Source organism: Atopobium sp. BS2 (assembly GCF_000565075.1).
Lineage (GTDB): Bacteria > Actinomycetota > Coriobacteriia > Coriobacteriales > Atopobiaceae > Lancefieldella.
Map to the genome: position 1 here is coordinate 102775 of NZ_JDFG01000012.1, position 26291 is coordinate 129065.

General features: G+C 48.3%; 22 protein-coding genes and 2 tRNA genes. 12 read left to right on the forward strand and 12 right to left on the reverse strand.

Annotation, left to right across the window (positions count from 1 at the left end; all coding sequences use genetic code 11):
- Positions 1–77 precede the first annotated feature (77 nt).
- From HMPREF1492_RS01320 to HMPREF1492_RS01335, 4 genes are all read left to right on the forward strand, one after another.
- Entirely contained in the window at positions 78–1253 is a 1176-nt protein-coding gene (locus HMPREF1492_RS01320) for an endonuclease/exonuclease/phosphatase family protein (protein WP_198014326.1), read from the forward strand.
- A 118-nt stretch (positions 1254–1371) separates the two neighbouring features.
- A complete protein-coding gene (locus HMPREF1492_RS01325) occupies positions 1372–1650 on the forward strand; it encodes a type II toxin-antitoxin system RelB/DinJ family antitoxin (protein ID WP_035431761.1) in 279 nt (92 codons plus the stop codon).
- A 156-nt stretch (positions 1651–1806) separates the two neighbouring features.
- A complete protein-coding gene (locus HMPREF1492_RS01330; protein WP_035435134.1) occupies positions 1807–3399 on the forward strand; it encodes a DUF438 domain-containing protein in 1593 nt (530 codons plus the stop codon).
- Positions 3400–3518: 119 nt separating this feature from the next.
- Positions 3519–4781: an MFS transporter gene (locus HMPREF1492_RS01335; RefSeq protein WP_035435137.1), complete on the forward strand. Its 1263-nt coding sequence runs from the start codon at positions 3519–3521 to the stop codon at positions 4779–4781.
- On the opposite strand, the gene HMPREF1492_RS01340 is transcribed toward HMPREF1492_RS01335, so the two are convergent.
- On the reverse strand, positions 4756–5511 hold the full coding sequence (locus HMPREF1492_RS01340; RefSeq protein WP_051479335.1) for a spermidine synthase: 756 nt from the start codon (positions 5509–5511) through the stop codon (positions 4756–4758). The two genes, HMPREF1492_RS01335 and HMPREF1492_RS01340, sit on opposite strands and share 26 nt — an antisense overlap.
- A 73-nt stretch (positions 5512–5584) precedes the next feature.
- On the reverse strand, positions 5585–6943 hold the full coding sequence (locus tag HMPREF1492_RS01345; RefSeq protein WP_035435139.1) for a M18 family aminopeptidase: 1359 nt from the start codon (positions 6941–6943) through the stop codon (positions 5585–5587).
- 153 nt (positions 6944–7096) lie between these two features.
- On the opposite strand from HMPREF1492_RS01345, the gene HMPREF1492_RS01350 reads away from it, so the two are divergent.
- The 6 genes from HMPREF1492_RS01350 (at position 7097) to HMPREF1492_RS01375 (ending at position 14054) form a co-directional block, all read left to right on the forward strand.
- Positions 7097–8065 (forward strand): 3'-5' exonuclease, encoded by a 969-nt coding sequence (locus HMPREF1492_RS01350; protein ID WP_035428071.1) that lies wholly within the window; start codon positions 7097–7099, stop codon positions 8063–8065.
- Positions 8066–8156: 91 nt separating this feature from the next.
- Positions 8157–9671 (forward strand): glutamate--tRNA ligase, encoded by a 1515-nt coding sequence (gene gltX / locus HMPREF1492_RS01355; RefSeq protein ID WP_035435141.1) that lies wholly within the window; start codon positions 8157–8159, stop codon positions 9669–9671.
- A 133-nt stretch (positions 9672–9804) separates the two neighbouring features.
- Positions 9805–11454, forward strand: coding sequence for an L-serine ammonia-lyase, iron-sulfur-dependent, subunit alpha (gene sdaAA, locus HMPREF1492_RS01360; RefSeq protein ID WP_035435144.1), 1650 nt, complete (start codon positions 9805–9807; stop codon positions 11452–11454).
- A 117-nt stretch (positions 11455–11571) separates the two neighbouring features.
- Positions 11572–11645 (forward strand) — tRNA-Gln (locus HMPREF1492_RS01365).
- A gap of 19 nt (positions 11646–11664) precedes the next feature.
- A tRNA-Glu gene (locus tag HMPREF1492_RS01370) sits at positions 11665–11741 on the forward strand.
- 168 nt (positions 11742–11909) lie between these two features.
- Entirely contained in the window at positions 11910–14054 is a 2145-nt protein-coding gene (locus HMPREF1492_RS01375; protein ID WP_035435146.1) for a DUF6541 family protein, read from the forward strand.
- Between the two features lie 5 nt (positions 14055–14059).
- Here HMPREF1492_RS01375 and metK read toward each other — a convergent pair whose 3' ends face one another.
- From metK to HMPREF1492_RS01390, 3 genes are all read right to left on the reverse strand, one after another.
- Positions 14060–15322 carry a methionine adenosyltransferase gene (gene metK / locus HMPREF1492_RS01380; RefSeq protein WP_035435148.1) on the reverse strand — a complete coding sequence of 421 codons (1263 nt, stop codon included), beginning with the start codon at positions 15320–15322 and terminating at the stop codon, positions 14060–14062.
- Between the two features lie 189 nt (positions 15323–15511).
- Positions 15512–16237 carry a TetR/AcrR family transcriptional regulator gene (locus HMPREF1492_RS01385; protein ID WP_232215580.1) on the reverse strand — a complete coding sequence of 242 codons (726 nt, stop codon included), beginning with the start codon at positions 16235–16237 and terminating at the stop codon, positions 15512–15514.
- Between the two features lie 132 nt (positions 16238–16369).
- On the reverse strand, positions 16370–17794 hold the full coding sequence (locus HMPREF1492_RS01390; RefSeq protein WP_232215581.1) for a CCA tRNA nucleotidyltransferase: 1425 nt from the start codon (positions 17792–17794) through the stop codon (positions 16370–16372).
- Between the two features lie 178 nt (positions 17795–17972).
- Between HMPREF1492_RS01390 and HMPREF1492_RS01395 the strand changes: the two genes are divergently transcribed.
- Together HMPREF1492_RS01395 and HMPREF1492_RS01400 are read left to right on the forward strand one after the other, a co-directional pair.
- Positions 17973–19382, forward strand: a complete 1410-nt coding sequence (locus tag HMPREF1492_RS01395) for a putative DNA modification/repair radical SAM protein (protein WP_035428064.1) — start codon at positions 17973–17975, stop codon at positions 19380–19382.
- Entirely contained in the window at positions 19354–20367 is a 1014-nt protein-coding gene (locus HMPREF1492_RS01400; protein ID WP_035428062.1) for a TIGR03915 family putative DNA repair protein, read from the forward strand. Before HMPREF1492_RS01395 ends, HMPREF1492_RS01400 begins: the two co-directional genes overlap by 29 nt.
- Positions 20368–20449: 82 nt before the next feature.
- Here the strand turns inward: HMPREF1492_RS01400 and HMPREF1492_RS01405 are convergent, their stop codons facing one another.
- From HMPREF1492_RS01405 to HMPREF1492_RS01435, 7 genes are all read right to left on the reverse strand, one after another.
- Positions 20450–21085, reverse strand: coding sequence for a DivIVA domain-containing protein (locus HMPREF1492_RS01405; protein ID WP_035431783.1), 636 nt, complete (start codon positions 21083–21085; stop codon positions 20450–20452).
- Positions 21086–21163: 78 nt separating this feature from the next.
- Positions 21164–21442, reverse strand: a complete 279-nt coding sequence (locus HMPREF1492_RS01410; RefSeq protein WP_035431786.1) for a YggT family protein — start codon at positions 21440–21442, stop codon at positions 21164–21166.
- A 12-nt stretch (positions 21443–21454) separates the two neighbouring features.
- The gene (locus HMPREF1492_RS01415; protein ID WP_035435155.1) at positions 21455–22135 is read right to left on the reverse strand and encodes a cell division protein SepF; all 681 of its coding nucleotides are present in this window, start codon (positions 22133–22135) and stop codon (positions 21455–21457) included.
- 61 nt (positions 22136–22196) lie between these two features.
- Entirely contained in the window at positions 22197–22931 is a 735-nt protein-coding gene (locus HMPREF1492_RS01420) for a YggS family pyridoxal phosphate-dependent enzyme (protein ID WP_035435310.1), read from the reverse strand.
- Positions 22932–23035: 104 nt separating this feature from the next.
- On the reverse strand, positions 23036–23800 hold the full coding sequence (locus tag HMPREF1492_RS01425; RefSeq protein ID WP_084054951.1) for a purine nucleoside phosphorylase YfiH/LACC1 family protein: 765 nt from the start codon (positions 23798–23800) through the stop codon (positions 23036–23038).
- 47 nt (positions 23801–23847) lie between these two features.
- Positions 23848–24984 carry a cell division protein FtsZ gene (gene ftsZ / locus HMPREF1492_RS01430; RefSeq protein ID WP_198014327.1) on the reverse strand — a complete coding sequence of 379 codons (1137 nt, stop codon included), beginning with the start codon at positions 24982–24984 and terminating at the stop codon, positions 23848–23850.
- 247 nt (positions 24985–25231) lie between these two features.
- Positions 25232–26290, reverse strand: coding sequence for a cell division protein FtsQ/DivIB (locus tag HMPREF1492_RS01435; RefSeq protein ID WP_035435160.1), 1059 nt, complete (start codon positions 26288–26290; stop codon positions 25232–25234).
- Position 26291: the final 1 nt, after the last annotated feature.

Sequence of the window (26291 nt, forward strand, 5' to 3'; positions counted from 1 at the left end):
ACAAACTCCTCAACATACTTTCAATCCATAATAGTTATCATTTAAATCATACGACACTTGATTGATACGAGGTTCGCATGAAAAGAGTTTTGTCTCTTGGCCTTAAGTTTATTATTGGCCTTCTAAAAAGGGTTCTTGCACCACTTTTCAAATTTGTAGGCGGGCTTATTGTTCTAGCTTTACTGGTTCTTGGTGGATATGCCCTCTACCTGCAGCTTAATTATTATCGCATTCCTGACAATACTCCTGTATCCAATCAAGGTGCTTCTCCTGAGGCTACAACAGTACAGGTAGGCCAAACCTACACAGCTTCGACCTACAACATTGGCTTTGGTGCTTACACCCCTGATTACACCTTCTTTATGGATGAAGGCATCATGCAGGATGGCACGCGCACCGTGGGAACTCACGGCCGTGCTGTCAGCAGAAACTCCGTGCTTTACACCACAAACGGTGCCCTGAACACCGTTTCTTCTCTGAATGGTGGTACAGCTCCTGACTTTATTCTTTTCCAAGAGATTGATACTTCATCTGACAGAAGTTGGCATGTGAATCAAGTTTCTGAAGCAGAGAGCCGCTTTGGATCCTACGCATCATATTTTGCGCAGAACTTCCACACCGCGTTTCTCGCCTATCCACTCACTGAATTTCACGGTACTTCTAACTCGGGAATTCTTACGCTTTCAAACGTACTTGCTTCAAGCGCAACTCGTCGTACTTACCCCATTGATGAGTCGTTCCCCACAAAATTCTTTGACCTAGACCGTTGCTTTATGATTACACGCTACCCTACCAGCGATGGTCATGAGCTGGTACTTATTAACAGCCACATGTCTGCCTACGACAAAGGCGGCACCAGCCGCGCTCAACAGCTTGCACTTCTGACCAAAATAATGTCTGAGGAGCGCGCTAAGGGTAATTACGTTATTGCGGGTGGCGACTGGAATCATGCCATTTTAGGTTCACTTACACTCTATCCTTCTGTTCAGCAGATACCAGACTGGGTAGCAGAACTCAAAGATTCTGATTTGCCAGAAGGTTTTAGCGTTGTAGCTCCAGACAACCTTACCGACGTTCCTACCTGCCGCGGAGATGACATTCCATACGAGAAGGACAAGACGTACACCACCACAGTTGATGGCTGGATTGTCTCGGATAACGTTGTTGCAACCGCCAGAAACATTGACACGCAATTTGCCTATTCTGATCACAACCCGGTTCTTCTGTCTTTCACTTTAAAGAGTAAAGAATAGGATTGTCTGCCCTTCAATATATTCATATTATGTGCGTATTATACCTATAGTACGCACATATTTATTGACTTTGCCGTCATCATCTTGTATAACATAGCTACAAGAAAGGCGGGTCATTATGGCAAAAGTAAGCACAAATATAAATTTGGATCCAACGCTTAAAAAGAATGCCCAGGAACTTCTCAGAGATTTAGGCATGGATCTTACTACTGCTATTACCATTTTTCTTCGTCAGACTGTTCGTGAGCAGGGAATCCCTTTTGAAATCAAGCGAGAAATTCCTAATGCTCAAACTATAGAGGCTCTTAATGAATACACCAACATGAAAGAGCATCCAGAAAATTACAAGCACTATGCCTCATTCTCCGACGCAATGTCGGAGGTCCTAGATGCTTAAAATTGTTCTCTCTAATCAATTTAAAAAAGACATTAAAACTAAAGAATAATTTCTGTTTTGTTGTAACCACAACAAAAGCCATATGGAAGTCCTGTCACACTTTGGGTATAAAGTAAGCCATAGTAGACTTTCTAAACTTATCCGAGAGGAGCCCGTATGGCACAGGTTCTTGATTTAAGCAAATCCGTTTATGAGATTTGCACTAAGTATCCCGTTATTAAAGGCCTCATGGCAGAAAACGGCTTTGCCGAGATTACCGAGCCAGGCCGTCTTCAGACCATGGGTCGTTTTATGACCATCCCTAAAGGCTGCGACCACAAAGGCGTAGACCTTGAAGAGCTCAAGGCAATCTTCCGCTCCCACGGCTTTACCATTCTTGGCGATGAGGAGCCTGCAGCAGCAGAAACCCCAGCTGACGAGAAACCCGCAGAGGCAGAGAACGCACCTATCGCGCAGACTCCTGAGGAGCGCAAAGCTCTTATCGCCCAGTACCTTGAGCGCCTCAATGACGGCGAGGACATCGAGGCTGTTCGCGAGGACTTTACCCGTAACTTCAAGGACGTCTCTGGCTCAGAGATTTCTAACGCTGAACAGGAGCTCATTGCTGGCGGCGTTCCTATGGAGAAGGTCCTCAAGCTCTGTGACGTTCATGCCGCTCTCTTTGAAGGCAAGGTCTCTTGCGCACCAACAGGTGCTGTTGAAGAGACCCCTGGCCATCCTGTTTGGACCATGCGCCAAGAGAACGACCGCATTCTTGCCTTTATCCACGACCGCGTTGCTCCAGATGTGAAGCGTGCTCGTACGCTTACCGAGTCTTCCAGCAACGAAGAGTGCGCTGGTGTTGCAGCAATTCTAAAGGCTGATATGGACGCCTTTGACGAGGTCTTTGTTCACTACAAGCGCAAGGAAGAGCTACTCTTCCCTCATCTTGAGCGCCACGATATCACTGGTCCTTCAAAGGTTATGTGGGGTAAGGACGACGAGGTAAGAAACGCTGTTAACGGTGCAGAGGCTCTGCTCGAGACTGCATACGGCCAGTATGATGCAGGCCTTATGGCAGCCGTTGCTGACTATCTGGATGAGGCTATTGAGGGTGCTGAGTCCATGGCTTCCAAGGAAGAGAACGTCCTCATTCCGCTTTCCCTTGAGCACCTAACCGCTACCCAGTGGACCCAGATTGCCGCTGAGGAGAACGAGTTTGGTCACGCATTTGGCGTCAATCCTCCTTCATGGCACGCAGATCCTCTTGAGCTTGCAAACGACAAGCTTAAAGAGATGGAAGCCGCAGCCGCTATGGACGAGAATAACGCTGAAGCAGAAGAGGAAGCAATTTCTGCTGACGGTAAGGTTAAGCTCTCTACCGGTGAGTTCACCATTCCGCAGCTTGAGGCTGTCTTTGCAACCATTCCGCTTGACATTACCTTTGTTGATGCAGATGACAAGACACGTTACTTCAGCCACGGCGACACCCGTGCTTTCCCTCGTCCTAAGAGCTGCCTTGGCCGTGACGTATATGACTGCCATCCACCAAAGAGCCAAGAGGCTGTTCGTCGCATCCTCACCGAGTTCAGGAGCGGTCGTAGCGACTCCTCCGAGTTCTGGTTTGAAGTAAGAGATAAGTTCCTCTACGTCCGTTACTTTGCTGTTCGCGATGAAGAGGGTAACTACCTAGGCGCTCTTGAGACCACTCAGGACATCGGACCAATCCGTGCTCTTGAGGGCGAGAACCGCAGAGGTTCTGACAGCTAAGATCTTGCGCGCGTAAAACCCTGAGTTGCCTCTTAAAAATTTTGTACGACTTGGTAGGCGATGTGTCCTTTTTAAGGCACATCGCCTACACTATTTCTGGCCAAAAGAGAGGAGCCTCAGTGCTACATCGTTTACTCGGCACTAAATATGCATACGCCATCGTTGCAACTTGTATTGTCATCATGTTTTTGCCGTGCGCCATTATCCTTACGTGCTTTGGCATCTTTATCACACCAGTTTCACAATATTTTGGCGTTCCCCGCGTTGCCTTCTCTGCGGTCTTCTCGGTACTCTGTATTGCCATGACGGTAGTTCTGCCATTCATGGGCAAGTTCTATAAAACACACGACACGCGCCTAGTGCTTTCTGCAAGCGTTATCATTTGCGCAATCTCATACGGAGCTATGTCAGCAGCTCAAGAAATGTGGCATTTCTATCTCTGTGCAGTGGGACTTGGTATTGGCGTACCTGCACTCATGTTCTTGTGCGTCCCCGCCCTCATTAACGATTGGTTTGACCAGCGCGTTGGTACCTTTATGGGCCTCTGCTTTGCATTCACCGGCATTGGTGGCACTGTCTTTAACCCCATTGGATCCGCCATCATCTCGTCTGGCCCTGAAGGTTGGCGCGCTTGCTATCTGATTTTTGCTCTGGTCATGCTTGTAGGAACACTCCCCTTCACCCTTTTTGTGGTGCGCGAGAAACCCCAAGACCTTGGCCTTACTCCCCTTACCTTCTCCTCTACTGACGAGAAAAACGTTGAGGTTGCAGAGACTTCTTCTACCGATATCTCTGCCGATGACGCAATGAAATATCCAGAGTTTTTTATGGTTGCTGCGTTTTATGCACTCATTACCTTTAACCAGCAAATCTCTCAGTACTTCCCAAGCTATGCAGCAACCTTTGCAGAAACTGCTCCTGCCATTGCCGCTGCCACAGGCCTTCTTGCTGGAACAACTATGCTGGGTCAAGCAATTGGAAAAGTGCTTCTAGGTGCTTTAAGCGATATCTCCGTGAAGCTTGCTTGCTTTGTAGGAATTTTCTCGGGCATTGTTGGCTTACTTATGTTGGGGATTAAGCTTCCAGTATTGCCACTCTTGCTGGCAGGAACCTTCCTTTTTGGAATTGCCTATGCCCTTACAACGGTTGGCTCGCCACTTTTGGTACGTGCGGTCTTTGGTAAAAAAGATTCCACTCTTATTTACTCAAGAATTGCAGGCGTAAGCAGCTTTGTCTCTGCGTGCGCGCTCATTATCTGGAGCTTGATTGTAGACGGCTCAGCCCACGGTTTCTTAGTGCTCTTTGGCATTGGCATTGTACTGATGAGCAGTTGTCTTGCGCTTGCGCTCACCGCACTTAAGCGCGCTGACAAACGAGCATAAGGTTATCTGACTCTGTTGGATCAACTTCTGGATCCAAAGGTACAACCTCTACCTGTTCAAACACTGTGCGAGCAGCATCTAGGAGCACTTCAAGTTGATGTGCGTCCTCTCCTACCTGTGCAGAAACTACATTTGTAAGATATCTTCCGCCAGGAGTAAGGCAGTGTGCCACCTGTCTCATCCACTCAACAGTCATCATAGCTGCAGATGGAACTTCTCCGCTAAAGCAGTCGTTTAAGATAGCGTCATAGCGCCTATTATCAGAGGTAGATAGGTTCTTTATATACTCAACGCCATCAGCTACCTGTACCTGAAGCCTACCATTACTCTCTCTAATAGCTTCATCCACAAAGAAATAGCTGCGAGCAAGGTCTGCAATTTTAGGATCAAGCTCCAGTGCGTCACAAGAAACCTCTGGATAATGAGCCACTAAATATCGAGGATACGAGCAACCACCAGCACCCAACATTAAGACTGAGTGCACGGAACAAGCAGCTTCAAACAACAAGTCATACAACTCAAGATAAGGAAATACCAGCTGATTCTTTCTAGAATCTGTGTACGTTGCACTTTCATAGGCGCCGCCCTGCCACAACACACGTATTTCTCCACCCTCACCATCTGAGATAGGAAATACCAACGCAGGGCCATTCAGTGTCTGAGGTTCAACGAAAATGCCTGCACAAGTTAGGAGCTCCATATCATGAGCAGTAAGCTGTTTTTCTGACATGGAGCTCCTTCAAGTGATGTGTTGTATGCGATGTACGTAAGTATAGCTAGTACACGGGGTTTCTCGCCAGGTACTACCTCAACTCAAACGAATCGGCATCGGTGATGCAGACGCAGGTGTCATAGAACGCCTTGAGAGCCTGGTATCCCAGAAGCGTGTCTTTAGTGCCCGCAGTCTCGTACACGGAGTGCATAGCAAGCTGTGGCAGGCCCACATCAACGGCGTGCATGCTGGCCTGAATGTTGGAGAGGTTGCCTAGCGTTGATCCGCCTGGCATGTCGCTTCTGTTAGCAAAGACCTGGTAAGGAATATTTTGCTGCTTCCAAATAGCCTCGACAATGGCGCGGCTAAACGCATCGGTGCAGTACGACTGACGGGCTGCTTCCTTGATAACCATGCCGCCATTGAGATAAGGCTTGTTGGCAGCATCGTGCTTCTCGGGATAATTGGGGTGTACCGCATGCGCATTGTCGCAACTTACCAGCAAAGATGCCGAGAGCGCTCGGTAGTAATCTTCCTGTGTAAAGCCAAGCATGGCGTTTACGCGCTGCAGCGTGTCTTTAAGGAACGTAGACTTTGCGCCCTGCTTGGTATTTGAACCAACTTCCTCATTGTCAAAGCAGGTGTACACGGAAATGTCCTGTTCATTTGAAGACGCAAGGAAGGCCTTGAGTGCTACAAAGGCGCACTGCAAATCATCAAGGTGACCAGCGGAAACAAACTCCTTCTTAGCACCCCAAATACGGCCGCCCGTGTGATCAACTAAGAACAAATCGCGAGAAAGAATGTCCTCTTGAGACACACCTACTGCGTCTGCTACCAGGGCGTTAAAGGCGCCAGGATTAAGCTCACCAGCACTAAAGAGTGGCATCAGATCTTTAGCGCGGTTGAACTCTGGCGAGAGACCATTTTTGTGCTCAAGATGAATAGCCAAGCTTGGAATCATGACAACATCGTCTTCAATGTTGACTAGCCTGGACTCTACCTTGTTTCCTACTTTGACCAGCACACGACCGGCAATACCCAAAGGACGGTCAAACCACGTGTGATCAAGCATGCCGCCGTATGCCTCGGTGTTCAGACGAAGCGAGTTGCCCTCACCGGTAAGCTCTGGTTGAGCTTTTACCTTGTAGGTTGGAGAATCGCCATGGGCAACAGCAAGCTGGAAGTGATAAGGAGCATCAGCGCTTGAGGTTTGGGACTCACGGTACTTCTCGCCAACTTTCCAGGCAACAATTGAAGAATTGTTGCGCGTGGTAAAGTAAGAGCCGCCTGGCTGAACATTCCAAGAAGAACCCTCGGAGAGATAGGTAAAACCGTTCTCTAACAGGTACTCTTTGATGGTTTGCGTGGTATGAAACATAGAAGGGCTCTGCTTAATAAAAGCAAGGAGCTCCTCAGAAAGAGCAAGTGACTCATTCAAATCAGACATGCGTAAAACCTTTCATAGAACTGTGTTGCACTCAACAGCCTAGCACGCATTTTTGGTGAGGCGCGCACTTTCTAGAAAATGACGCAAAGAATACGCGCTTCAGGGTAGATACTTATATGTTGAACTAATTCTCACCCACCAAAGCGAGAGTGTATGGATATCAATCAAGCTATTGAGCACGCTAATGCGTTTGTCATACCTGGCCTTCTTGTTGATGATCAGTCCATTATCGGCGAGGTCAATAAAAACTGTGATGCCATTAAAACGCTGCTTGATGCCTGGAAAGAAGCTCCTCTAGGCCAAGAGCCTGTAGAGTTTTCTGTCATTCAGCAGCTTGCTGATAGAACGCGCTCACTCTGTGATACCTACGGTGTGGAGAGGCTCAGAAACCATCGAGGCGTTGGACTTTCTCGCGGTCTTTCAAACGACGATCTTGCGGCTGCTGTTGCAAAGATGCAGCGTCGTCGCCCTAAGGCTGTCTTTAAAACCGCAGGTCCGCTTCTTAATGACTTGCAAATTGCGTATGTCGAGAAGAGCGTTTCTGGCACGGTACTGGGCATTGATATTGAGACCACGTCGCGTTTTCCTGAGCTGGGCTACATTGTTAACGTGGGCTTTGAGTTCTGGAATCTTGGTCGCAACACCGTTGCCGTAGAGCCTCACACCGCCTACTTTGGCATTCCAGAGATGTACAAAGAAAAGGGCGTCCCACTTGCCGATATTCACCAAATTACCTGGAAAGATGTTGAGGGCAAAAAATCATTTAGAGACGATAAGAAAGCCCAAGAGGCCCTGTTGGCAACTATGAAAAAGATTCCTTTTATGGCACATAACGCTGCCTTTGAGGATTCTTGGTTCATGTTCAACATTGATGGCTACGCAGAAGCTAGAAAAGCGGGCAAGATTATTGTTATTGACTCCCGTGATATCTGCCGTCGCTTGGACCCAGAAATTAGGTCTCTTCCCCGTGAGTCTTCTCCTGCCGCACTTGAGAACTGGGCACGTCGTAGGCATACCCTTGCGGCGGACGAGAAGGAACGTCACTTGGGACTTGAAGACGTAGACCTTATGATCCGTACCGTGCAAGCAGAGTTTGCAGACCACAATATGTTTGAAGACTAGGCAACGTTGTCGGTTACCTGTGTTCAAGCGTTATACTAAAGAGTGCATAAACTAGATTTTCTCGCTAGAAAATAACTGCCAAGGAGGAGTTTTGTCAGAGAAGCAGGTTAGAGTACGTTTTGCGCCATCACCAACAGGTAAGTTGCACATCGGAGGTGCACGTACTGCTATCTATAACTGGGCTTTTGCTCGCGCAAATGGTGGCAAGTTTATTCTTCGTATTGATGACACAGATCCTACGCGCTCAACTGAGGAGAACACTCAGATTATTCTGCGCGCCATGAAGTGGCTTGGTCTTGATTGGGACGAGGGTCCAGATAAGGGCGGCGATTGCGGTCCTTATAGCCAGACCGAGCGTCTTGATTTGTATCGTGAGGCAGCAAATAAACTGCTGGCAGAGGGCAAGGCATACCCTTGCTTCTGCACGCCAGAGAAGCTCGCTGAAGACAAGAAGGCCGCAGAAGAGCGCCACGACCCCTTCCAGGGCTATCAGCGTACCTGCAGAAACATTGATCCTGCAGAGGCACAGCGCCGCATTGATGCTGGCGAGCCTTATACCATCCGTATCAAGGTTCCTCTGGACCGCGGCGACGTTATTGTCCACGACGCTGTTCACGGCGACGTAACCTTTAACGCTCGCGAGCTTGATGACTTTATCATCTTCCGTTCTGACGGCACCCCAACTTATAACTTTGCCACCGTTGTTGATGACGCTGGTATGGGCATTACCCACATCATTCGTGGCGATGACCACCTGTCTAACACTCCTCGTCAGATTATGGTGTACGAGGCTCTGGGCGCACCTGTTCCAACCTTCGCGCACATCTCCATGATTTTGGGTCCTGACGGCAAGAAGCTCTCCAAGCGCCATGGAGCAACCTCTGTTGAAGAGTATCGTGACCAGGGCTATCTTGCAGATGCCTTTGTCAACTACCTGGCTCTTCTCGGCTGGTCACTTGATGGCGAGACAACCATTGTTCCTCGCGACGTTTTGGCATCTCAGTTCTCTCTGGACCACGTTTCCAAGAACCCTGCTAAGTCCGATCCAGAGCGTCTGAACTGGATTAATGCAACGTATCTTGCCAATATGGACAACCAGACCTTTGCAAAAACTGTTCTGATTCCAGAGCTTGTAAGCGCAGGTCTAGAGCCTGTTCAGGGCAATACAACTGACGCAGATGAGATTTACGCAACTCGTCCAAGCTGGTATGACCTGCTCTCCGAGATTCTTCGTCCTCGTACCACAGTAAGCCCAGACGTCATTGAGAAGTCCCGCTTCCTATATGAAGGCGCAAACGTCACCTTTGACCAGAAGAGTGTTGAGAAGGGCCTTACCAAAGACGCTGCTCAGAGTGTTACCGTCCTTGCGGCTGCAAAGACCGCTCTTGAGGGCGTTTCTGAAGACGAGTGGAAGGCTGCAGCAATTGACGCTGCCCTTGAGGTGCTTCCAGAGCAGCTTGACCTTAAGAAACGCATTGTCTTCCAGTCCATTCGTGTTGCTGAGTGCGGCAACATGGTCTCCCCTCCTCTTGGAGAGTCTATGGAGCTTCTTGGTCGTGAGGTTTGCCTTGCTCGCCTTGACCGCGCTCTGGAGCTTTGCAAATAACGCGTTGAATGCGCGCCTGCCGCGTATTCTTCCAAGCGTAAGTGGGTATCAAAAGTAAAACCACACAAGAGCTGTAAAACAGATGGTTTTGCAGCTCTTTTATCGTTATCGTTTGTTTAGTTTTGGAGTAGCTATGATTTCTATGTCTGCGTTTGAGGTCCTAGGCCCCATTATGGTGGGTCCTTCTTCCTCGCACACAGCAGGAGCCTTGCGCATTGCTCTGGTTGCACGCTCGCTTGCACCAAAGCAGCTGGAGCGCGTTGAGTTTTGGCTCTACAACTCCTTCTCTCATACCCACCTTGGTCACGGCACCGATTACGCTCTGATTGCAGGCATCTTAGGCCTTGCTCCAGACGATACGCGCGTCCGTGAAGCACTTAGCCTGGCAGAAGAAGCCCATCTTAACTACAGCGTTATTGAGAAGGGCGACGACGAGACTCTCCATCCAAACACCGTAGAAATTCACCTCTACGGCGCAGATAACGTTCACGTTTCTGTTATGGGCGAGTCTGTTGGCGGCGGCCGTATTCGCATCTCTGGCGTCAATGGCGTACGCATTCGCATGTCTGGCGATATGCCCACTATCTTTGTTTCGCATCACGATAAGCCCGGTGTTCTTGCAGCTCTCACTACTATTTTGGCTACACAAAACATCAATGTTGCAACTATGCGCACCTTCCGCTCAGAGCGCGGCGGCTTTGCCCACACTGTCTTTGAGATTGACGAGCCTATTGAGCAGAAAGTCCTCGACCTCTTCCAGCTGGCACCTCACGTTTCGTATGCCGCTCAGGTTTCCATTCCAGGAGCAGCTCCACAGGTCACAAACGACGTGCTTTCAGGAGCCTTTGACAACGGCGCAGATCTTCTCGCCAGGTGCTCCAAGACAGGAGCCTCTATTGGCCAGATTATGCGCCAGCGCGAGAAGGACCTGCGACCAGATGCCGACGTAGACGCCGAGATGGCTCATGTTCTTGAGATTATGCGCGATGAGGTTCACGACACTATCAAGACGCCTCGTCAGTCCATTGGTGGTCTGCTCAACGGCCAGGCCAAAACCGTAGCTAACACCCCAGCTGCAATCTCAAGTGCGCTTATGGGCACCACGCAAACACGAGCCGTTGCGTACGCTATGGCCGTGCTTGAGCGCTCAGCAACCATGGGTGTTATCGTAGCCGCTCCTACTGCAGGCGCTTCTGGCGTTGTACCAGGATCGCTTATCTCGGTAGCAGAAGAGATTGGTGCCACCGACGAGCAAGTTATTTCTGCGCTTTGGAATGCAAGTGCTATTGGAGCCATCCTAACCACCAACGCAAGTGTTTCTGGCGCTGAGGGCGGCTGTCAGGCAGAGGTTGGATCTGCTGCTGCCATGAGCGCATCTGCACTGACTGAGCTCTTGGGTGGCACTCCACAACAGTGCTTGGACGCTGCTTCTATTGCCATCTCTAATCTTCTAGGACTAGTCTGTGACCCGGTCAGAGGACTGGTTGAGTATCCTTGCCAAGATAGAAACGCTATTGGTGTAGCCGCTGCCGTAAGCTCTTCTCAGCTTGCTCTTGCGGGCGTTGGTAACCCAATTCCGTTTGATGAGGTTGCACACGCTATGGCAGAAGTTGGCGCCGCGCTCCCTGTTTCTCTCAGAGAAACAGCTAAAGGTGGTCTTGCCGCAACTCCAAGCGCTCCTACCGCATGCGCAAGTTGCACCGGCTGTGCCCCTCTTGACCAGGCGCTTATTGATGCAGAACGAATGCTCAGCTCAAATACTAGAGACGTTCCTTGCGCTTAGAGATGCGTTTTGTATAATATTTTTTGCTGCAAACAGAATTTCTTGAAATTATTGCTTGCATCTCTGACGAGTCTCCTTTATAGTTATTTCTCGCGCTGATGCGCACGGATGACATCTTGGGATATCGTCTAGTGGTAGGACAGCGGATTCTGGTTCCGTCAACGGGAGTTCGACTCTCTCTATCCCAGCCATGTCCTCCCAGTCATACATGGCCCGTTCGTCTAGCGGTTCAGGACGCCGCCCTCTCAAGGCGGAGATCACCAGTTCGAATCTGGTACGGGCTACCAAATGTTCAAGGACTTCTTCGGAAGTCCTTTTTGTTTATCTCAACACCACTTTTGCTTCTATCGTAAAATAGACCAGTCTGTTTGAAATAACTGTCACGCCCAGTTGTATGACCCAGACGTGCGACCCAGAAGTATAAGAATTTTTACTAACACCTTGATTGGATCAGGATGTGGCTTGAGTTCTTCCAAAGTGTAGTTGTCATTATTGCCCTGCTCTACGTGCCGGGTGTCATTTTGTTGCATGCTTCCGGCATGCCAAAGCCCTGGGCACTTGTTAGTGCTCCTTTGGTTAGCTGCGCACTCTTCTTTATTGAGGGAGAAATCTTTAGCGCACTGAACATCCCCATCCCCTTGGCTGTAATGGTTCTTGTTCCACTGCTGATCGCAGTTCTAGTCAATGGCTACGTTTTTTATGTTGCTCCCAAACACAAAGAACACCACAGAGGCGAGAAACCCAACAAATCCAAAGCAATACGCGCTGGCAAGCAATCAACTAGCTCTGTACCAGCATTCATCTGCGAAGAACTCCCTTTCTGGATGCCTCTTCTGTACGTAGCAATTGGTCTTCTTACCGTAGGACTTCTCTTCTTACCCACCCTGCCTTCTGCCAGCTCCTTTGTACAAGGCTGGGATATTGTGCACCACTTGGACGTCACGCAGGCAATGATTGAGTCTCAAAAGTACTCATCAATTCACTATGACTTCTACAGCACCGTAGAAGCTTCAATTACCCCTTGGGAACCGGGGACTTCGGGATTTTATCCTTCAGGCTGGAACATCATTGTTGCACTAACAACGCAGCTTGTTTCTACAACCGTTCCTATTGCAGGAAATGCACTCAACTTTGTTAGTGCAGCCATTGTCTTTCCGCTCTCAATCTGCTCGGTTATTGCAAAAGTTCTTCCTAAACATCGCATTGCGCTTATCAGTGGAGCTTTTGTTTGCCTAGCATTTTTTGTTTTCCCTTGGTCGCTTCTCATCTATGGACCAATCTTTCCTAACACCGTAGCCTTCTGTGTAATGCCTTCTATTTGGTGGATTTTTATGCAGATGACTCGCTCAAAAACACCAAAACACGACCTCATCTGGCTTATTGTCATATTTGTTCTTGGCTTGATTACCCTCTTTATCTTGCATCCTTCCACGATTTTCTCGTCAATTGTTGTGCTTTTACCTTGGAGTTTTGCACGCATTGGCGAATCAAAACGCAGGGTTGTTCTCTTTGGAAAACAAATCAAGCCTGTCACGCTAGCATACGCATTCTTTATCTTTGCGCTGGTTATTTGGTCTGTTTTCTACTACGTTTTGATTGTTCGAGGCGTGGCTCTCAATTTCTGGTGGAGCGCCTACTCTAGCCTGCAAGATGCTATTTTGCACGCCCTTGGCATGGACTTTATTGGACAGTCGTACGCAGGTGGAGAGCTTGTTTCTCCACAACCGATACTTTCAATCTGCGTGCTTGTAGGCGCTGTATGGACGTTTAAGCACAAGCAGGCTCGATGGATGGTATCTGCCTTTATGTACCTGTCTGTACTCTGCATTTTTATTATTACGTTTGACGTTCCTCTGAAGGGATATCTCTCGGGATTTTGGTATACCGATCCGTTCCGCATTGCGGCAAGCTGCGTCATTATGGCAATTCCGCTGGCAGCACTTGGCCTAGCAACTCTTGCCGAAGCTGCGCTGGAAACGTTTGCCTCCTGGAGAGAAAAAGCTTCTCAGGCTCAGACCTGCGTCTTTTGCAACGTTTGGGCTAAACCTCTGATTGTGGGAGCGGTCATTGCGTGTGTGGTTGTGCTCAACTATGTGGTTCCTATGCCAAACCTTAAATCTGAAAAGCCAATTCCTGCTGCTACTGCCTTTAAACAGGCTTCCGAGAAGGCCTATGGTGATCACTACATTTTGACATCGGAAGAATTGGAGTTTTTACGTCGCGTGGAGCTTACCGTTCCTGCAGGTGCTGTTATTGCAAACCTACCTCAAGATGGCAGTCTCTGGGCATATGGCACTAACGACTTACATGTGCTCTGGCGCTTCCCTAACGGCTATGACGCTTCAGAACGTCCCGCAAGCGCTATTCTTCGTAAACGCCTTAATCGCATTTCCAGCGATCCCGAGGTACTTCAAACGGCACGCGACCTTAACGTACAGTATGTCCTTATTCTGAACAACGTTGTTGATTACTCCAACGCTGTTACCAGTACCTACAAACCTGGAACCTTCAGAGGTATCACACAAATAACAGACACCACCCCAGGTTTTGAGGTGGTGCTAGAAGAAGGTTCTATGAGGTTATACAAGATTACCTTGTAAGAACGTTATGCCTGAAGTGCAGAAACTGCGTCCTTAAGCTCCTGAACACGATCAGTTGCTTCCCATGTGAAGTCTGGATCTTTGCGGCCAAAGTGTCCGTATGCTGCTGTCTTAGAGAAGATAGGACGGCGCAGCTTAAGATCTCTGATAATGGCACCAGGACGAAGATCAAAGACCTTCTCGATAGCCTGCTCAATAACAGCATCGTCAACAATACCAGTGCCAAAAGTATCAACCATGATAGACAGTGGATGAGAAACACCAATGGCGTAGGCAAGCTGAACTTCGCACTTCTTTGCAAGGCCTGCTGCTACGACGTTTTTGGCAACCCAGCGCGCTGCATATGCTGCTGAACGGTCAACCTTAGTGCAATCCTTTCCGGAGAAAGCGCCGCCACCATGACGACCCATACCGCCATAGGTATCAACAATAATCTTTCTACCGGTAAGTCCTGTGTCTCCCATAGGTCCACCAACAACAAAGCGGCCAGTTGGATTAACGTAAATGTCAGCGTTATCCCAAGCAATGTTGACCTCACCCATAACAGGTGCAATAACGTGGTCGATCATATCCTGCTTGATAACAGACATGTCTTCAATCTCTGGAGCATGCTGCGTGGAAACAACAATGGCTGTGACCTCAACGGGTTTCTCGTCCTCATAACGAACGGTAACCTGAGTTTTGCCATCTGGACGCAAGTACTCAACCTCGCCAGACTTACGCACCTCTGAGAGACGCTGAGCCAAGCGCTGAGCCAGGTAAGCAGGCATTGGCATCAGAACATCAGTCTCATCAGAGGCAAAGCCAAACATCATGCCCTGATCGCCTGCGCCGATAAGATCAAGCGGATCTGTAGTGCGTCCTGCCTGCGTGTCATAGGACTGATCAACGCCCTGAGCAATATCGGGACTTTGTTCGTGAATGAGGCTTAAAACGCCGCAGGTCTCGCAGTCAAAACCATATTTAGCGCGGTCATAGCCAATATTTCTGAGAGTATTGCGAACAATCTCCTGGACATCAACGTAGGATTGAGTGCGAATCTCTCCAGCTACCACAATAGTTCCTGTAGTCGCAAAAGTCTCGCATGCACAACGAACGTTGTCCAAGCAAGCAGGAACACCACTTGGAGAAACGTATCCACGCTCTTCAAGCTCTGCCTCTTTTGCCAGGATTGCATCAAGAATTGCGTCAGAAATCTGATCGCAAACCTTGTCTGGATGTCCCTCAGTAACACTTTCTGAGGTAAACAAATAGTTTTTGTGTGCCATGAACTGTCCTTTCACGCATGGCTTCTCTGCTTATGCAGAATATTTGCGTTCTTCTACGCGCAACCACTCTTACTATACCCACCAAAGACACTTTTGAGCAGGATCAGTCAAGAAAATTGTAAAAAGAGCACCACAAGGATGCTCTTTAAATTGCATAGTTAAGCTGGCATTATGCAAAAACTCGTATGATTACTCGTCTATTCCAATACCAGCAAGTGTCATATCTAGCAGATTCTGTGCAAGTTCGTCAGAGCCCTCCGCACCGCGACGCTCTCCCATCAGGCCAATGGCCGAGAGAACCAATGCACCCGTAATAGAACAGGCAGCAAGTCTTGAATCAACGCTTTGACGAATAAATCCCTGCAATTTTCCCATCTCTAGCTGGTTAGCAAGGAGAACAACCACGCGAGAAAGTGGTCCTTCAATGTTGGTAATAAGTGCCTGCTCAGAGCTTGCAAGCTTGTTAATTAAAGCCAAAACCAAAGGTGAGTCAGGCAAAATATGAGCAGCAAGTTGAGCGATGATTGCATGAAGCGTCTCTTTTGAGGCGGGCTTATTACCAATGGTATGCGCAATATCTTTTGCAAGCTCATCAACGCTCTCGTCAAAGATTGCCTGCAAAAGGGCCTCTCTATCAGAAAAGTAGTAATACAGCGCGCCCTTTGAAAGACGAGCTCTATCAGAAATCTCACTCATTTTGAAGTTGGTATTTCCACGAGCAAGCATGAGCTTAGTTGTCTCGTGCATAATACGCTTACGTGTAGCTGCGCTTTTCTTAGTACGAGCTTCGGCACGAATATGAGAAATGGAAGGCGCTGGAGCTTCAGGTTCTTCTGCAGGCTGTTGTTCATAAGCATTATGGTGTATGACTTCTAACGTAATATAATCGCGCTTCTCGCCCATGAACTCCCCCATACGACACTATCCGTCATATAAAATGACGCCTCTCTGATATTTTTTTATGCCTACTATACCGTTTTACCGAACCTATAAAAATACAAAGGCCTTACTTTTTTTATTGATTAAATCTGGCACTCTTTATTATTTTTACCAATTACCCTGAGCAAGAATGGCGAGAAGATCTTCTTTTCTATTCTTCACTTGACCTGCTAAATAAAGCTCAAAAAGCCTACGTTGACACACACCGACAGCAGGTCCTGGCTGAAGCGAGAGCACTTCCATAATTTCTGCGCCCGAAATGCACAGCTCTTGCGGATGCTGAGCAATCTCTTGTTTTGCCTCATGTAAGAGGAGCTCTCTCATAGCTTCAAGCGTTACTGCGTAGCTGCGATAAGGATTTGCCTTTGCCAAGGCATCAGCCTGCTTCAACGTCAAAAGGTCATACGCAAGGGCAATGCCATCCGATTTACTTGCCTCGGCTAACAGGGCAATCATATGCCTGAGCGACGCCGTTGTAACATCCACATCATAGTCATGCAATGCCACAAGAGCGCAAACTTCATTACTCAAATGCTGCGATAAAGCTAAGCGTTTAAGCAGGGCTTTTGCTACGATTGCACCTTTTTCTGGATGACCATAAAAATGGCCTCTTCCATCTGCGTCAACGCTAAACATTTCTGGCTTTGCAATATCATGTAGAAGAGCAGCCCACCTAAGCGCAGGTGTTGCAGTACCTGCTGTAAAAGCCTCTGTTGCAGAGCAGACTCGAGCTGTATGTTCCAGCACGTCATAGGCGTGATACGGACTTCTTTGATCAAAGTTTTGAAGTGGTAAGAGCTCTGGAATTGCTATCGCTAGAACAGGAAATCCCAGCTTGATAGCATGAGCAATATGGCCAGCCTCAACAATTTGAGCCACTTCTGAGCCAATGCGCTCAGATGCAACCTGAGAGAGTAGCGGTGCACACTCGATAAGTGCCTGATGTGTCTTCTCCTCAATTGAAAACGAGAGTCTGCATGCAAACCGCAATGCTCGAAGCATGCGAAGAGCGTCCTCTGTAAAGCGAACCTTAGGCTCCCCAACAGCGCGAATTACACGTGCAGATAAATCTTCTTGACCGTCATAAAGATCAAGCAATCCCCTCTTTGGGTGATATGCCATTGCATTAATAGTGAAGTCTCTACGAGCAAGATCTTCCTCTATACGAGAGACAAACTGCACAGAATCAGGACGACGACCATCAAGATATTCTCCGTCACAGCGATACGTTGTGACCTCAATAGGGTGCTTCTCGACAACAGCAGTAACGGTTCCATATGCAATACCTGTTTCATGCACAGGAATGTCTGCAGCCTCAAAAGCCGCTTTGCTCTGCTGCCACGTTGCCGATGTTGTGATGTCAATATCATGGGCAAATGAGCCGCGTAGGGCGTCTCGCACCCAGCCACCCACAATCCACGCCTCAAATCCGGCATCTTCAAGAACTTCTAATGCACGCAAGGCATACGTGGGAACTTGTAAATTCACGGGGCAAGAAAGGCATGGTGAAGAGCTGTTTTTCTGTATGCTCATAGCCATTCCTTCCGCAGTTGCTGATGGGAAAAGTATACATCCTTCACACGTCATTCACATCCTTCCTGCGGTTTTAAAATGACAAACGTTTGTTCTAGATTTTTCTTTACTTCTTCTCCATTCGTGATAGTCTAAGTATACGAACAGGCGTTCTATTTTCAAGTAGAAAGTTGCTGCCATGGATACTCTTGATAAACTCGCCATACTTGCAGATGCAGCCAAATTTGACGCGGCGTGCACTTCTTCTGGTGTAGACAGAGATCCGCAGGCAGGAAAGGTAGGAATGGCCTCAGCGGCCGGCTGTTGCCACTCATTTACCCCTGATGGTCGCTGCATTACGCTGCTAAAAGTTTTACTTTCTAATGCTTGTTGTTATGACTGTGCTTACTGCGTCAATAGATCTTCTGCACAAACCAAGCGGGCTACCTTTACACCACAGGAATTAGCAGAGCTTACCGTAGATTTCTATAAAAGAAATTACATAGAGGGACTCTTTCTTTCCTCAGGTGTTATAGGATCGCCAGACCACACCACAGAACTCATGATTGAATGCCTCTCCTACCTTAGAAATGAGTTGCTGTTTAACGGCTATGTTCATGCAAAAGTAATTCCCGGAACAGATCCAGATCTTATTGATGCCATTGGCCGCTTAGCAGATAGACTCTCTGTCAATCTGGAATTACCTAGCTCAACCTCACTTACTAAACTTTGTCCTCACAAAAACGCAGAAACGGTTACTAAACCCATGTCTTTCATTCACCGCCTACGTGTCTCTGAAGAAAGGCAATTGCTTGAAGCTAAAAATGCATCAAAGGGCATTGTGAAGTCTGCTGGCAAATCTAAGGGCATTGTTATTCCTACTCAGAAGCAGATCATAAAAGAAGGTTTAGCTCTTCGTTCAAACTGCTTGAAGAATACCTTTATGCGCTCATCAAGGGTATCTTCAGGCAAGAGGTCCTTCTCGCCCGCTGGACAATCAACGCAAATTATCATTGGAGCTTCTCCAGAATCAGACAATCAAATATTGCACTTATCGCAAGCGCTTTATCAACAATTTGAATTGAAACGAGTATTCTTCTCTGCCTATATTCCTGTTATAGAAGACCATCGTCTTCCAGAGTTGGACACTCCTGTTCCCCTGCGTAGAGAACACCGTCTTTACCAGGCTGATTGGCTTATGCGCTACTATGCGTTTTCTCCTGATGAGCTAGTTTCTCCGGAAGCACCTTGGCTTGATTTAGAAATTGATCCAAAGCTTGGATGGGCGCTGGCACATCTTAATCAATTTCCTGTAGAGATTATGGATGCTCCACTAGAAATACTTTTACGAGTGCCCGGTATTGGCCCCACCGGCGCACGAAGAATTATTGCTGCAAGAAGACGGTCTCGCCTCACCTTTGATGATCTGAAACGGCTGGGAATACAGCTCAAACGATCTCATCACTTTCTCACCTGCTGTGGCGTAAGAGATGCCTCAGCTCCACTTGACCAAGAACTGATTAAACAGAGGGTAATTGCTGATGCCAAAGCAAGTTCGTACAACAAAACAAGACGCCGTATTGAGTCCTCTCAACTCAGGCTCTTCTGATCAGAGCGTAGAGCTTGTCTCACTTGTTCAGAGGCTTACAAGACTCTCCAAGCCTCAGAAGGTTGTTATCTCCTGCAATCCAAGCTTAGAAGGCGTTGTAGGGGCTGTAGGGCTCACTTATCTCTCACATGCTAACCCGGCACACGTGCGTCTTGTTAGAGAAAGCTTTTGTCAGCCTAGCCTTGGGGAGCATGTTCTCTGTGGACCAGACCCTTCTGATGACTCAGTAGTAGCCTTGGCTAAACGAGTTCTAACTGGACTAGAGAAGAAAGTAGGCACAAGAGAAATAACACGTCGCATTGTTTTGGCATGTGCTTCAGATGCTCATACTATGCCGGAGATTGTGCATCGATACATTCGTCTTGCATTCTCCTATGGTGTAGGAGCCCTTGAAGATATTGCAGACCCAACCGTGGCAGAGTTTAATGCGCTGGCTAGACAGGTAGAAACTGAACGAGAGCATACGCGGCAATTTGTGCGGTTTTCTCGTATGTCAGATGGCTCTTTTATGTCTGTATTTCAGCCTAATGCAAACGTAGTGCCACTAACCTGCAATTACTTTGTCAAACGGATGAGTACAGAGCGGTTTTTTATTGTTGATCCAGCTCATCATATAGTCAGTTTTTATGCACCAGAAATGAAGACCTTTGGAACCATTCAGCTGGACGATGCCTCTTTGGAAGAACTGCTCTCTAGAACAGACCTTGCAACTGATGAGAAATACGTGCAAGCCATGTGGAGGCGCTTCTATGAGGGAGTTGGTCTAGAGGGTCGCGGGCCTGCAGAAAGAGGATATGACTTGCGCGCCCATTGGATGCCAAAACGCGTATGGCAAGGGCTCCCTGAACTCACTGCAAGCACAAATGCAGAAGCTGCGCGTAGCCAAGGCGTACCTATTCGCTATCAGGGACGAGAAAACAGAAAGGATGTGCATCATATAGAACAAAAGCAAACATTCTGCAAAGAGCTTACTTCTGGGTTATAAAGCTGCCGCTTAAGACGACTGATAACAAATAAGCGCCCAGCAGAGCTGAGCGCTTATCAGTACAAAGGTAATGGCCTAAGACTTAGTCAAGGTCGTTGAAGTCACCAGCTGCAGGTGCAGGTGCAGAAATCTGAGTCTGCTGAGCTGCAGGCTGAGCAGCATTCTGGGAACCAGTTGGAGCATTGTTGGTAAGAACAGTCTCTGGGAAGACAGAGTCTGCGTCATCCAAGAAGTGCTGGAGGAGCTTACGGTACTCAGCGCGGAAGTCCTCACGGGACTGCTTGAGGCGATCAATCTCATCAAGCTCAGTCTGCTTCTCTGCAAGAGCCTGACGGATAACCTCACGAGCCTTCTGATCTGCCTCGTTGCGAATGCGCTCTGCGTTTGCACGAGCGTCTGCAACAAGCTTATCTGCGCTCTGCTGAGCAACAATGAGGACCTGAGAAATCTGGTGCTCAGATGCAGCAATAGCTGCAGCGTTTGTCTCCTCAACAGAAGGAACGCTTGCGTTCTCCTCAAGGTTTGCAACCTGTGCCTGTGCTGCAGCAAGCTGCTGCTCAGTGCTGGTCAGACGGCCCTTAAGGTCAGCGATCTTTTGAAGCATTGCATCAACCTCAGAAGCGAGTTGCTCAAGAAATGCGTCAACTTCCTCTGGATTGTAGCCGGTCTCAGCAGGAGAGAATGTCTGCTGCTCGATGTCTGCTGGTGTGATTGCCATCTTTGTTCCCTTTCAGTCTGCGAGTAGACGTACCACACATCATAACTACTCAGTTTGTATTCAAAGACAAACTAGTTTCTATATTAGTATAAAGCCCAGCGTCGAAATGGCAAAACGTCCCACAAGATTAAGCACAAAAAGTGCAACAATCGGTGAGAGATCAACGCCAGAAATTGGAGGAATTACGTTCCTAAACACACTGAGGTATGGCTCAACAATTTTGCCAATTGCCTCAAGAATGTTCTTAACCGAATCATTTGAAACGGTAATCCAAGAGGACAGGCACCATACCACAATGCAGAAGCTGTAAATCCTCAACAAAGTATAGAGCGAGTTCAAGACATAATACGAAAACACAAAAACCTCCAGTTACCTGGTAATCTCGCCCTCATCAGCAAGCTTATCAAGATCAGCCTGCGTCAAAGAGATGCCATGAGGAAGTACAACAAAAACGCGGTCAGCAACTTCTTCAACAGCGCCGTCAAGTCCATAAGAAAGGCCAAAACTGAAGTCCAAAATTCTCTTAGCAACCTCAATGTTGGTGTTTTTAAAGATAAGGACAACTGGCTGACCAGTACGAACACGACGAACTACCGACTGAACATCATCATAAGAAACAGGACGAAGAACGTATGGTGGCAGCTGTCCGGAATAGCTTGTACGGCTCACAGGACGAAGACCAATATCACCAGGAGTTGGCAGATTTGGGCTCACAGTATGCTCGTAAGAAGGAGTGTATCCGGAAGGCTCCTGACGAGATGCATACGCAGAAGCGCGCGAACGCATATCCTGCTGAGGATTGTAAGAAGCGGCTGGATTAGTGCTGATTGGCTTGCCAGAGCGCGTATACACAGAAACGCTCTCTGCCTCTGGTCTGGATGGATTGCCCAGTAGTCTGTTGGAAGCGCCTTGCTGTGCACGATCATCGTACGAACGTGGAGAAGCTCCGTCTACCTCGTCATAGCCTTCGTCGCCATAATACTCATCATCGTAGTACTCATCGTCCTGACCACCACGAAGCTTTGCTCTTAGCGTATCAAGAATGCTCATCATTGTGCCTTTCTGTAACGCACGTAACTTCTTACTACTGTATCAAAAACTTGCAACTATTTTAGTGCCCACTCAACGTATAGGCTGGGTCAAACAATACTCGACCCAGGCGAATAGTAGTAGAACCCTCTTCAATGGCATACGTAAAGTCATCACTCATGCCACAAGAAAGAACATCTAACTTCAAACCAACTTGTTGGCTCAAGCAATCACGCAATTCTCGAAGTCCTGAGAATGTTCTCTTTGCGCGCTCTGAATCATCTTTTGGTGCCATAGTCATCAGACCTACAACAGAAATGTGAGGAAGCTCAACAATCTTTTGAATAGACTCTGACACTTCTTCTGGCGAGAAACCCGATTTTGAGGCTTCAGCGGAGACGTTTACCTCAAGGAGAACAGACTCCTCAGTACCCTTCACCTCAGCACGCTTTGAAACCGCCTCTGCAAGGTGCTCGGAAGAAATTGAATGAATGTAGCGAACCTTGCCAACTACCTGGTTAATCTTGTTCTTCTGAAGATTACCAATCATGTCAAAAGATATCTCAGACGCAAAAGGAGCCTCAGATAAACACGTCAGTTTATGTGTCAGCTCTTGTGGGCGATTCTCGCCAAAAACCCTATAGCCTGCCTTATAAGCTGCAAGGACAGCCTCAACAGGAACGGTTTTGGAGACAGCTACAATTTCAATCTCAGAGGCGCTTCTGCCGGACTTTTTTGCAGCATCCGCCACAAGTGACTCAATCTGAGCTCTACGAGCCTTTATAAACTCAAGATATTCGTCTGAATCGTACGCCATAGCCATCATCTCTTGCGGTGAATACATCAATATCTTACGTAACGTTTAACGACTTTTGTCGTAGACCTAAACACCTTCTCCGATAGCGCTAAACGTCTTCTACCCTACTTTGACGCCATGTAAGCAACAGCCGCGTGTCTTCCGCACTTGCCATGCTCTGCTCGGTACGAGAAGAACCGCTCAGTTGTAGAGGCGGTCGAGTCAGTAACCTCTTCAATAGCAGACGCGCGTACACCAGCATCTACCAGTGCGGCTCTGACGGCATATCCAAGATCTAAGTACCTCTCGCCAGATGCACGGTCTACAACGCCGGGACCAAACTCTTGTGAGAACATCTGAATGAGCTCAGGAGAAACCTCGTAGTCAGCGCCGCCAATGTGCGGACCAATATAGGCTTTGACCTCAGAAGACTTGGCGCCAGTTGCCTGGCAAAGCGCCTCGGTTGCGCGCGCAGAAATGCGGGCAATTGTGCCTTTCCAGCCAGAATGCGCCACCGCAAATCCGCCGGGAGCTACAAGAATTACGGGCACACAATCGGCAAACGCCAACATCACAGGCGTATTTTGAACCGTACATACTATGGCGTCTGCACCAGCTTCTGCCTCAGCTTGAGCCTGTTCAAAAGCCTCTGATGTATTGGAAGTCAGACAAACTACCTTGCTTCCGTGCACCTGATGAGGAATAAGCAGTTGCGAGAAAAGCTTGCCAGCTCCAAGAGCCTCTAAGACCAGCTGGCGGTTCTTTTGCACCTGTTGCAGATTGTCTCCACACCTACTGCCTAGATTGAGGGAACTAAACTCCCCTTCTGAAAAACCGCCAGTACGCTCAGTAAATGCGAGCGTGACCCCGCATGGAACCTCAGGATCCATGAGCAGGGTCACGCCGTGTAAGCACTGTCTATTCAGCGCGCACATGTTTAGATGCGGCTACGCTTAAGGAAGTCTGGAATATCAAACTCTTTCTCATTAGAAGAGTTGTTGGTGCGAGCAGGCTGTGGCTGAGCAGCTACAGGACGAGTTGGCTGTGGCTGAACAGGACGACTTGGACGGGTGGTACTCTGAGTGTTCAGAGTTGGAAGCTGCTGCTGAACGTTAGAGTCATTGAAACCAGTTGCAATAACGGTTACGCGAACCTGATCGCCCAGGGACTCATCAACAACAGTACCAAAGATGATGTTTGCATCAGGATCAACGTTCTTAGCAACCAGGTCAGCTGCCTCGTTAATCTCCTGAATACCAAGGTCTTTGTTACCAGCAATGGAGAGAAGAACGCGGGTTGCACCCTCGATGGAGCTCTCAAGCAGGCGGCTAGAAATTGCCTCAGTTGCAGCATCAGCAGCGCGGTTATCACCAGCAGCAATACCAATGCCCATCATTGCGCTACCTGCGCCCTTCATGATGGTGCAGACGTCTGCAAAGTCGAGGTTGATCAGGCCAGGAACAGTGATGAGGTCGGTAATACCCTGGGTTCCCTGGCATAGAACATCGTCAGCCATGCGGAATGCCTCAAGCATAGTGGTCTTCTTCTCAGAAAGATCAAGCAGACGATCGTTTGGAATAACAATGAGCGTATCAACATTCTCGGAAAGAGTCTTGATACCGTCAGCTGCAGAACCATAACGACGACGGCCCTCGAAGGAGAATGGTTTAGTAACAACGCCAACGGTCAGTGCGCCAACGTCATTCTTTGCAATATCAGCAACAACTGGAGCAGCGCCGGTACCAGTACCGCCACCCTCGCCAGCAGTAATGAAGACCATATCAGCGCCAGCAAGTGCAGCCTTAATCTCGTCGCGGCTATCCTCTGCTGCCTCTTTACCAACCTCAGGGTTAGCGCCAGCACCAAGACCCTTGGTGATGTCAGTACCGATGTGAACCTTAATGTCAGCATCGGAGATTGCAAGAGCCTGTGCATCGGTGTTTACAGCAACGAACTCAACGCCACGGATGCCTTCTTCAATCATGCGGTTGACAGCGTTAGTTCCGCCGCCACCAACGCCAACAACCTTGATAACAGCAAGATAGTTGTTAAGGGTATCGGTGTCCTTAATCATGTCTTCCTCCTTGAGGCACGCTTGTGCCCGTTTGTCCCGGAGCGCGACTGCGCTTAGGCTACGTTTATGCGCTCGCAGAACCGCTGTATAAAACCCTAAACCTCAAGTTAAGGCTTACGCTTCATGCAAAGCGGGGTATATTTGCACAACTGACCCATACAAGTCAAATAATATGTAGAAATTGTGAAGAAACCTGGTAAACGGTAGGAAACTATTCCCTAACGGCGCGCATTGTCTGCGCGTTTACCTACGAAACACCAGAACCAGACTGAACATTTCCGGTAGAAACTCGCCTATAGGTTGGGCTTGCAGGTGTTCTTACGTTCAAGTACGTAAGCTCTCCTGGGAACTGCTTAAGCATTGCCAGAATCACTTTTTCTTTGTCAGCAATCTGTGTTGGAGAGCCTAGGGCAACCTGTACACCATTGGTTAGGGTGACAGAAATAGCATCAACGCTACTTGCTGAGTAACTCACAATTTGCGAAGTAAGCTCTGATGAGAACGTAGACTGATACTGCATAACCGCTTGAATTTCTGCGTCTGTTGCTGTGGTGCCTGCTACAGGAGAAACTGTTGCAGGAACATCGGTAATCAGTAGCTCACCTTCTGAGGTTGCCTTCTCAAGCGCAACGGTAGCGGTAGTTTTTCCTTCTGGTACGTTGAGCTGATCTGCCTCTAGCCAGACGTTATTCTCGCCCAAATACCATGCAACGGGACCAGAAGAAAGCGCCACTATAGCTGTGACCTTACGCTCTGTGATAGTAATGCGCAGCGTATTGGGGAACTGCCTCTCGTACGTTGCAGAAGCTACCCAAGGATCCTTCTGTAGTTCTTGGGTAATAAGGGATTCATCCATATTAAGCAGCGTTGTTCCCTCTTCTACTGCAATGAGCTTTTGAATTTGCTCGTTTGAGACGTGCTCTGTTGGCTCTACCTGAATGTTGGTAATAGCAAAGACTGAGGAAGAACGTAGGACGAGAAAAGCAATGCCAGCGAGAAGGGCAAGGCTAAGCAAAACGATAAAGGCCGTGCGTACTGCCTTAAACGATACCTTTCTGCTGTGTTTAATGCGCTCAGCTCGAGCTTGAGCTGCAGTTTTTGTAGCGTTATTTGGCTTTTTAGTAGAAATCTTTTTAGCAGAAGGCTTGGCGTCAGAAGCTGTAGCCTCAACCTTTGGCTTAGGCTTAAACGCCTTGCTCATAAAAGAAGGCTTAGTAGCCCCTGCCGTCTGAGCAGCACCAGACGATAAAGGCTCCCTTTTTGTGCCCTTACGGCGTGTTGTTTGCTTTGAAGTATCTTCTGCCATA

Bases quoted from the DNA above. Each gene is read 5' to 3' on its own strand.
- HMPREF1492_RS01415 (WP_035435155.1), bottom strand. From the start codon at position 22,135: ATGAGCATTCTTGATACGCTAAGAGCAAAGCTTCGTGGTGGTCAGGAC.
- HMPREF1492_RS01435 (WP_035435160.1), bottom strand. From the start codon at position 26,290: ATGGCAGAAGATACTTCAAAGCAAACAACACGCCGTAAGGGCACAAAA.
- HMPREF1492_RS01325 (WP_035431761.1), top strand. From the start codon at position 1,372: ATGGCAAAAGTAAGCACAAATATAAATTTGGATCCAACGCTTAAAAAG.
- HMPREF1492_RS01340 (WP_051479335.1), bottom strand. From the start codon at position 5,511: ATGTCAGAAAAACAGCTTACTGCTCATGATATGGAGCTCCTAACTTGT.
- HMPREF1492_RS01330 (WP_035435134.1), top strand. From the start codon at position 1,807: ATGGCACAGGTTCTTGATTTAAGCAAATCCGTTTATGAGATTTGCACT.
- HMPREF1492_RS01375 (WP_035435146.1), top strand. From the start codon at position 11,910: ATGTGGCTTGAGTTCTTCCAAAGTGTAGTTGTCATTATTGCCCTGCTC.
- HMPREF1492_RS01385 (WP_232215580.1), bottom strand. From the start codon at position 16,237: ATGGGGGAGTTCATGGGCGAGAAGCGCGATTATATTACGTTAGAAGTC.
- sdaAA (WP_035435144.1), top strand. From the start codon at position 9,805: ATGATTTCTATGTCTGCGTTTGAGGTCCTAGGCCCCATTATGGTGGGT.
- HMPREF1492_RS01390 (WP_232215581.1), bottom strand. From the start codon at position 17,794: ATGAGCATACAGAAAAACAGCTCTTCACCATGCCTTTCTTGCCCCGTG.
- metK (WP_035435148.1), bottom strand. From the start codon at position 15,322: ATGGCACACAAAAACTATTTGTTTACCTCAGAAAGTGTTACTGAGGGA.
- HMPREF1492_RS01395 (WP_035428064.1), top strand. From the start codon at position 17,973: ATGGATACTCTTGATAAACTCGCCATACTTGCAGATGCAGCCAAATTT.
- HMPREF1492_RS01350 (WP_035428071.1), top strand. From the start codon at position 7,097: ATGGATATCAATCAAGCTATTGAGCACGCTAATGCGTTTGTCATACCT.
- HMPREF1492_RS01345 (WP_035435139.1), bottom strand. From the start codon at position 6,943: ATGTCTGATTTGAATGAGTCACTTGCTCTTTCTGAGGAGCTCCTTGCT.
- ftsZ (WP_198014327.1), bottom strand. From the start codon at position 24,984: ATGATTAAGGACACCGATACCCTTAACAACTATCTTGCTGTTATCAAG.
- HMPREF1492_RS01405 (WP_035431783.1), bottom strand. From the start codon at position 21,085: ATGGCAATCACACCAGCAGACATCGAGCAGCAGACATTCTCTCCTGCT.
- HMPREF1492_RS01320 (WP_198014326.1), top strand. From the start codon at position 78: ATGAAAAGAGTTTTGTCTCTTGGCCTTAAGTTTATTATTGGCCTTCTA.
- HMPREF1492_RS01425 (WP_084054951.1), bottom strand. From the start codon at position 23,800: ATGGATCCTGAGGTTCCATGCGGGGTCACGCTCGCATTTACTGAGCGT.
- HMPREF1492_RS01420 (WP_035435310.1), bottom strand. From the start codon at position 22,931: ATGGCGTACGATTCAGACGAATATCTTGAGTTTATAAAGGCTCGTAGA.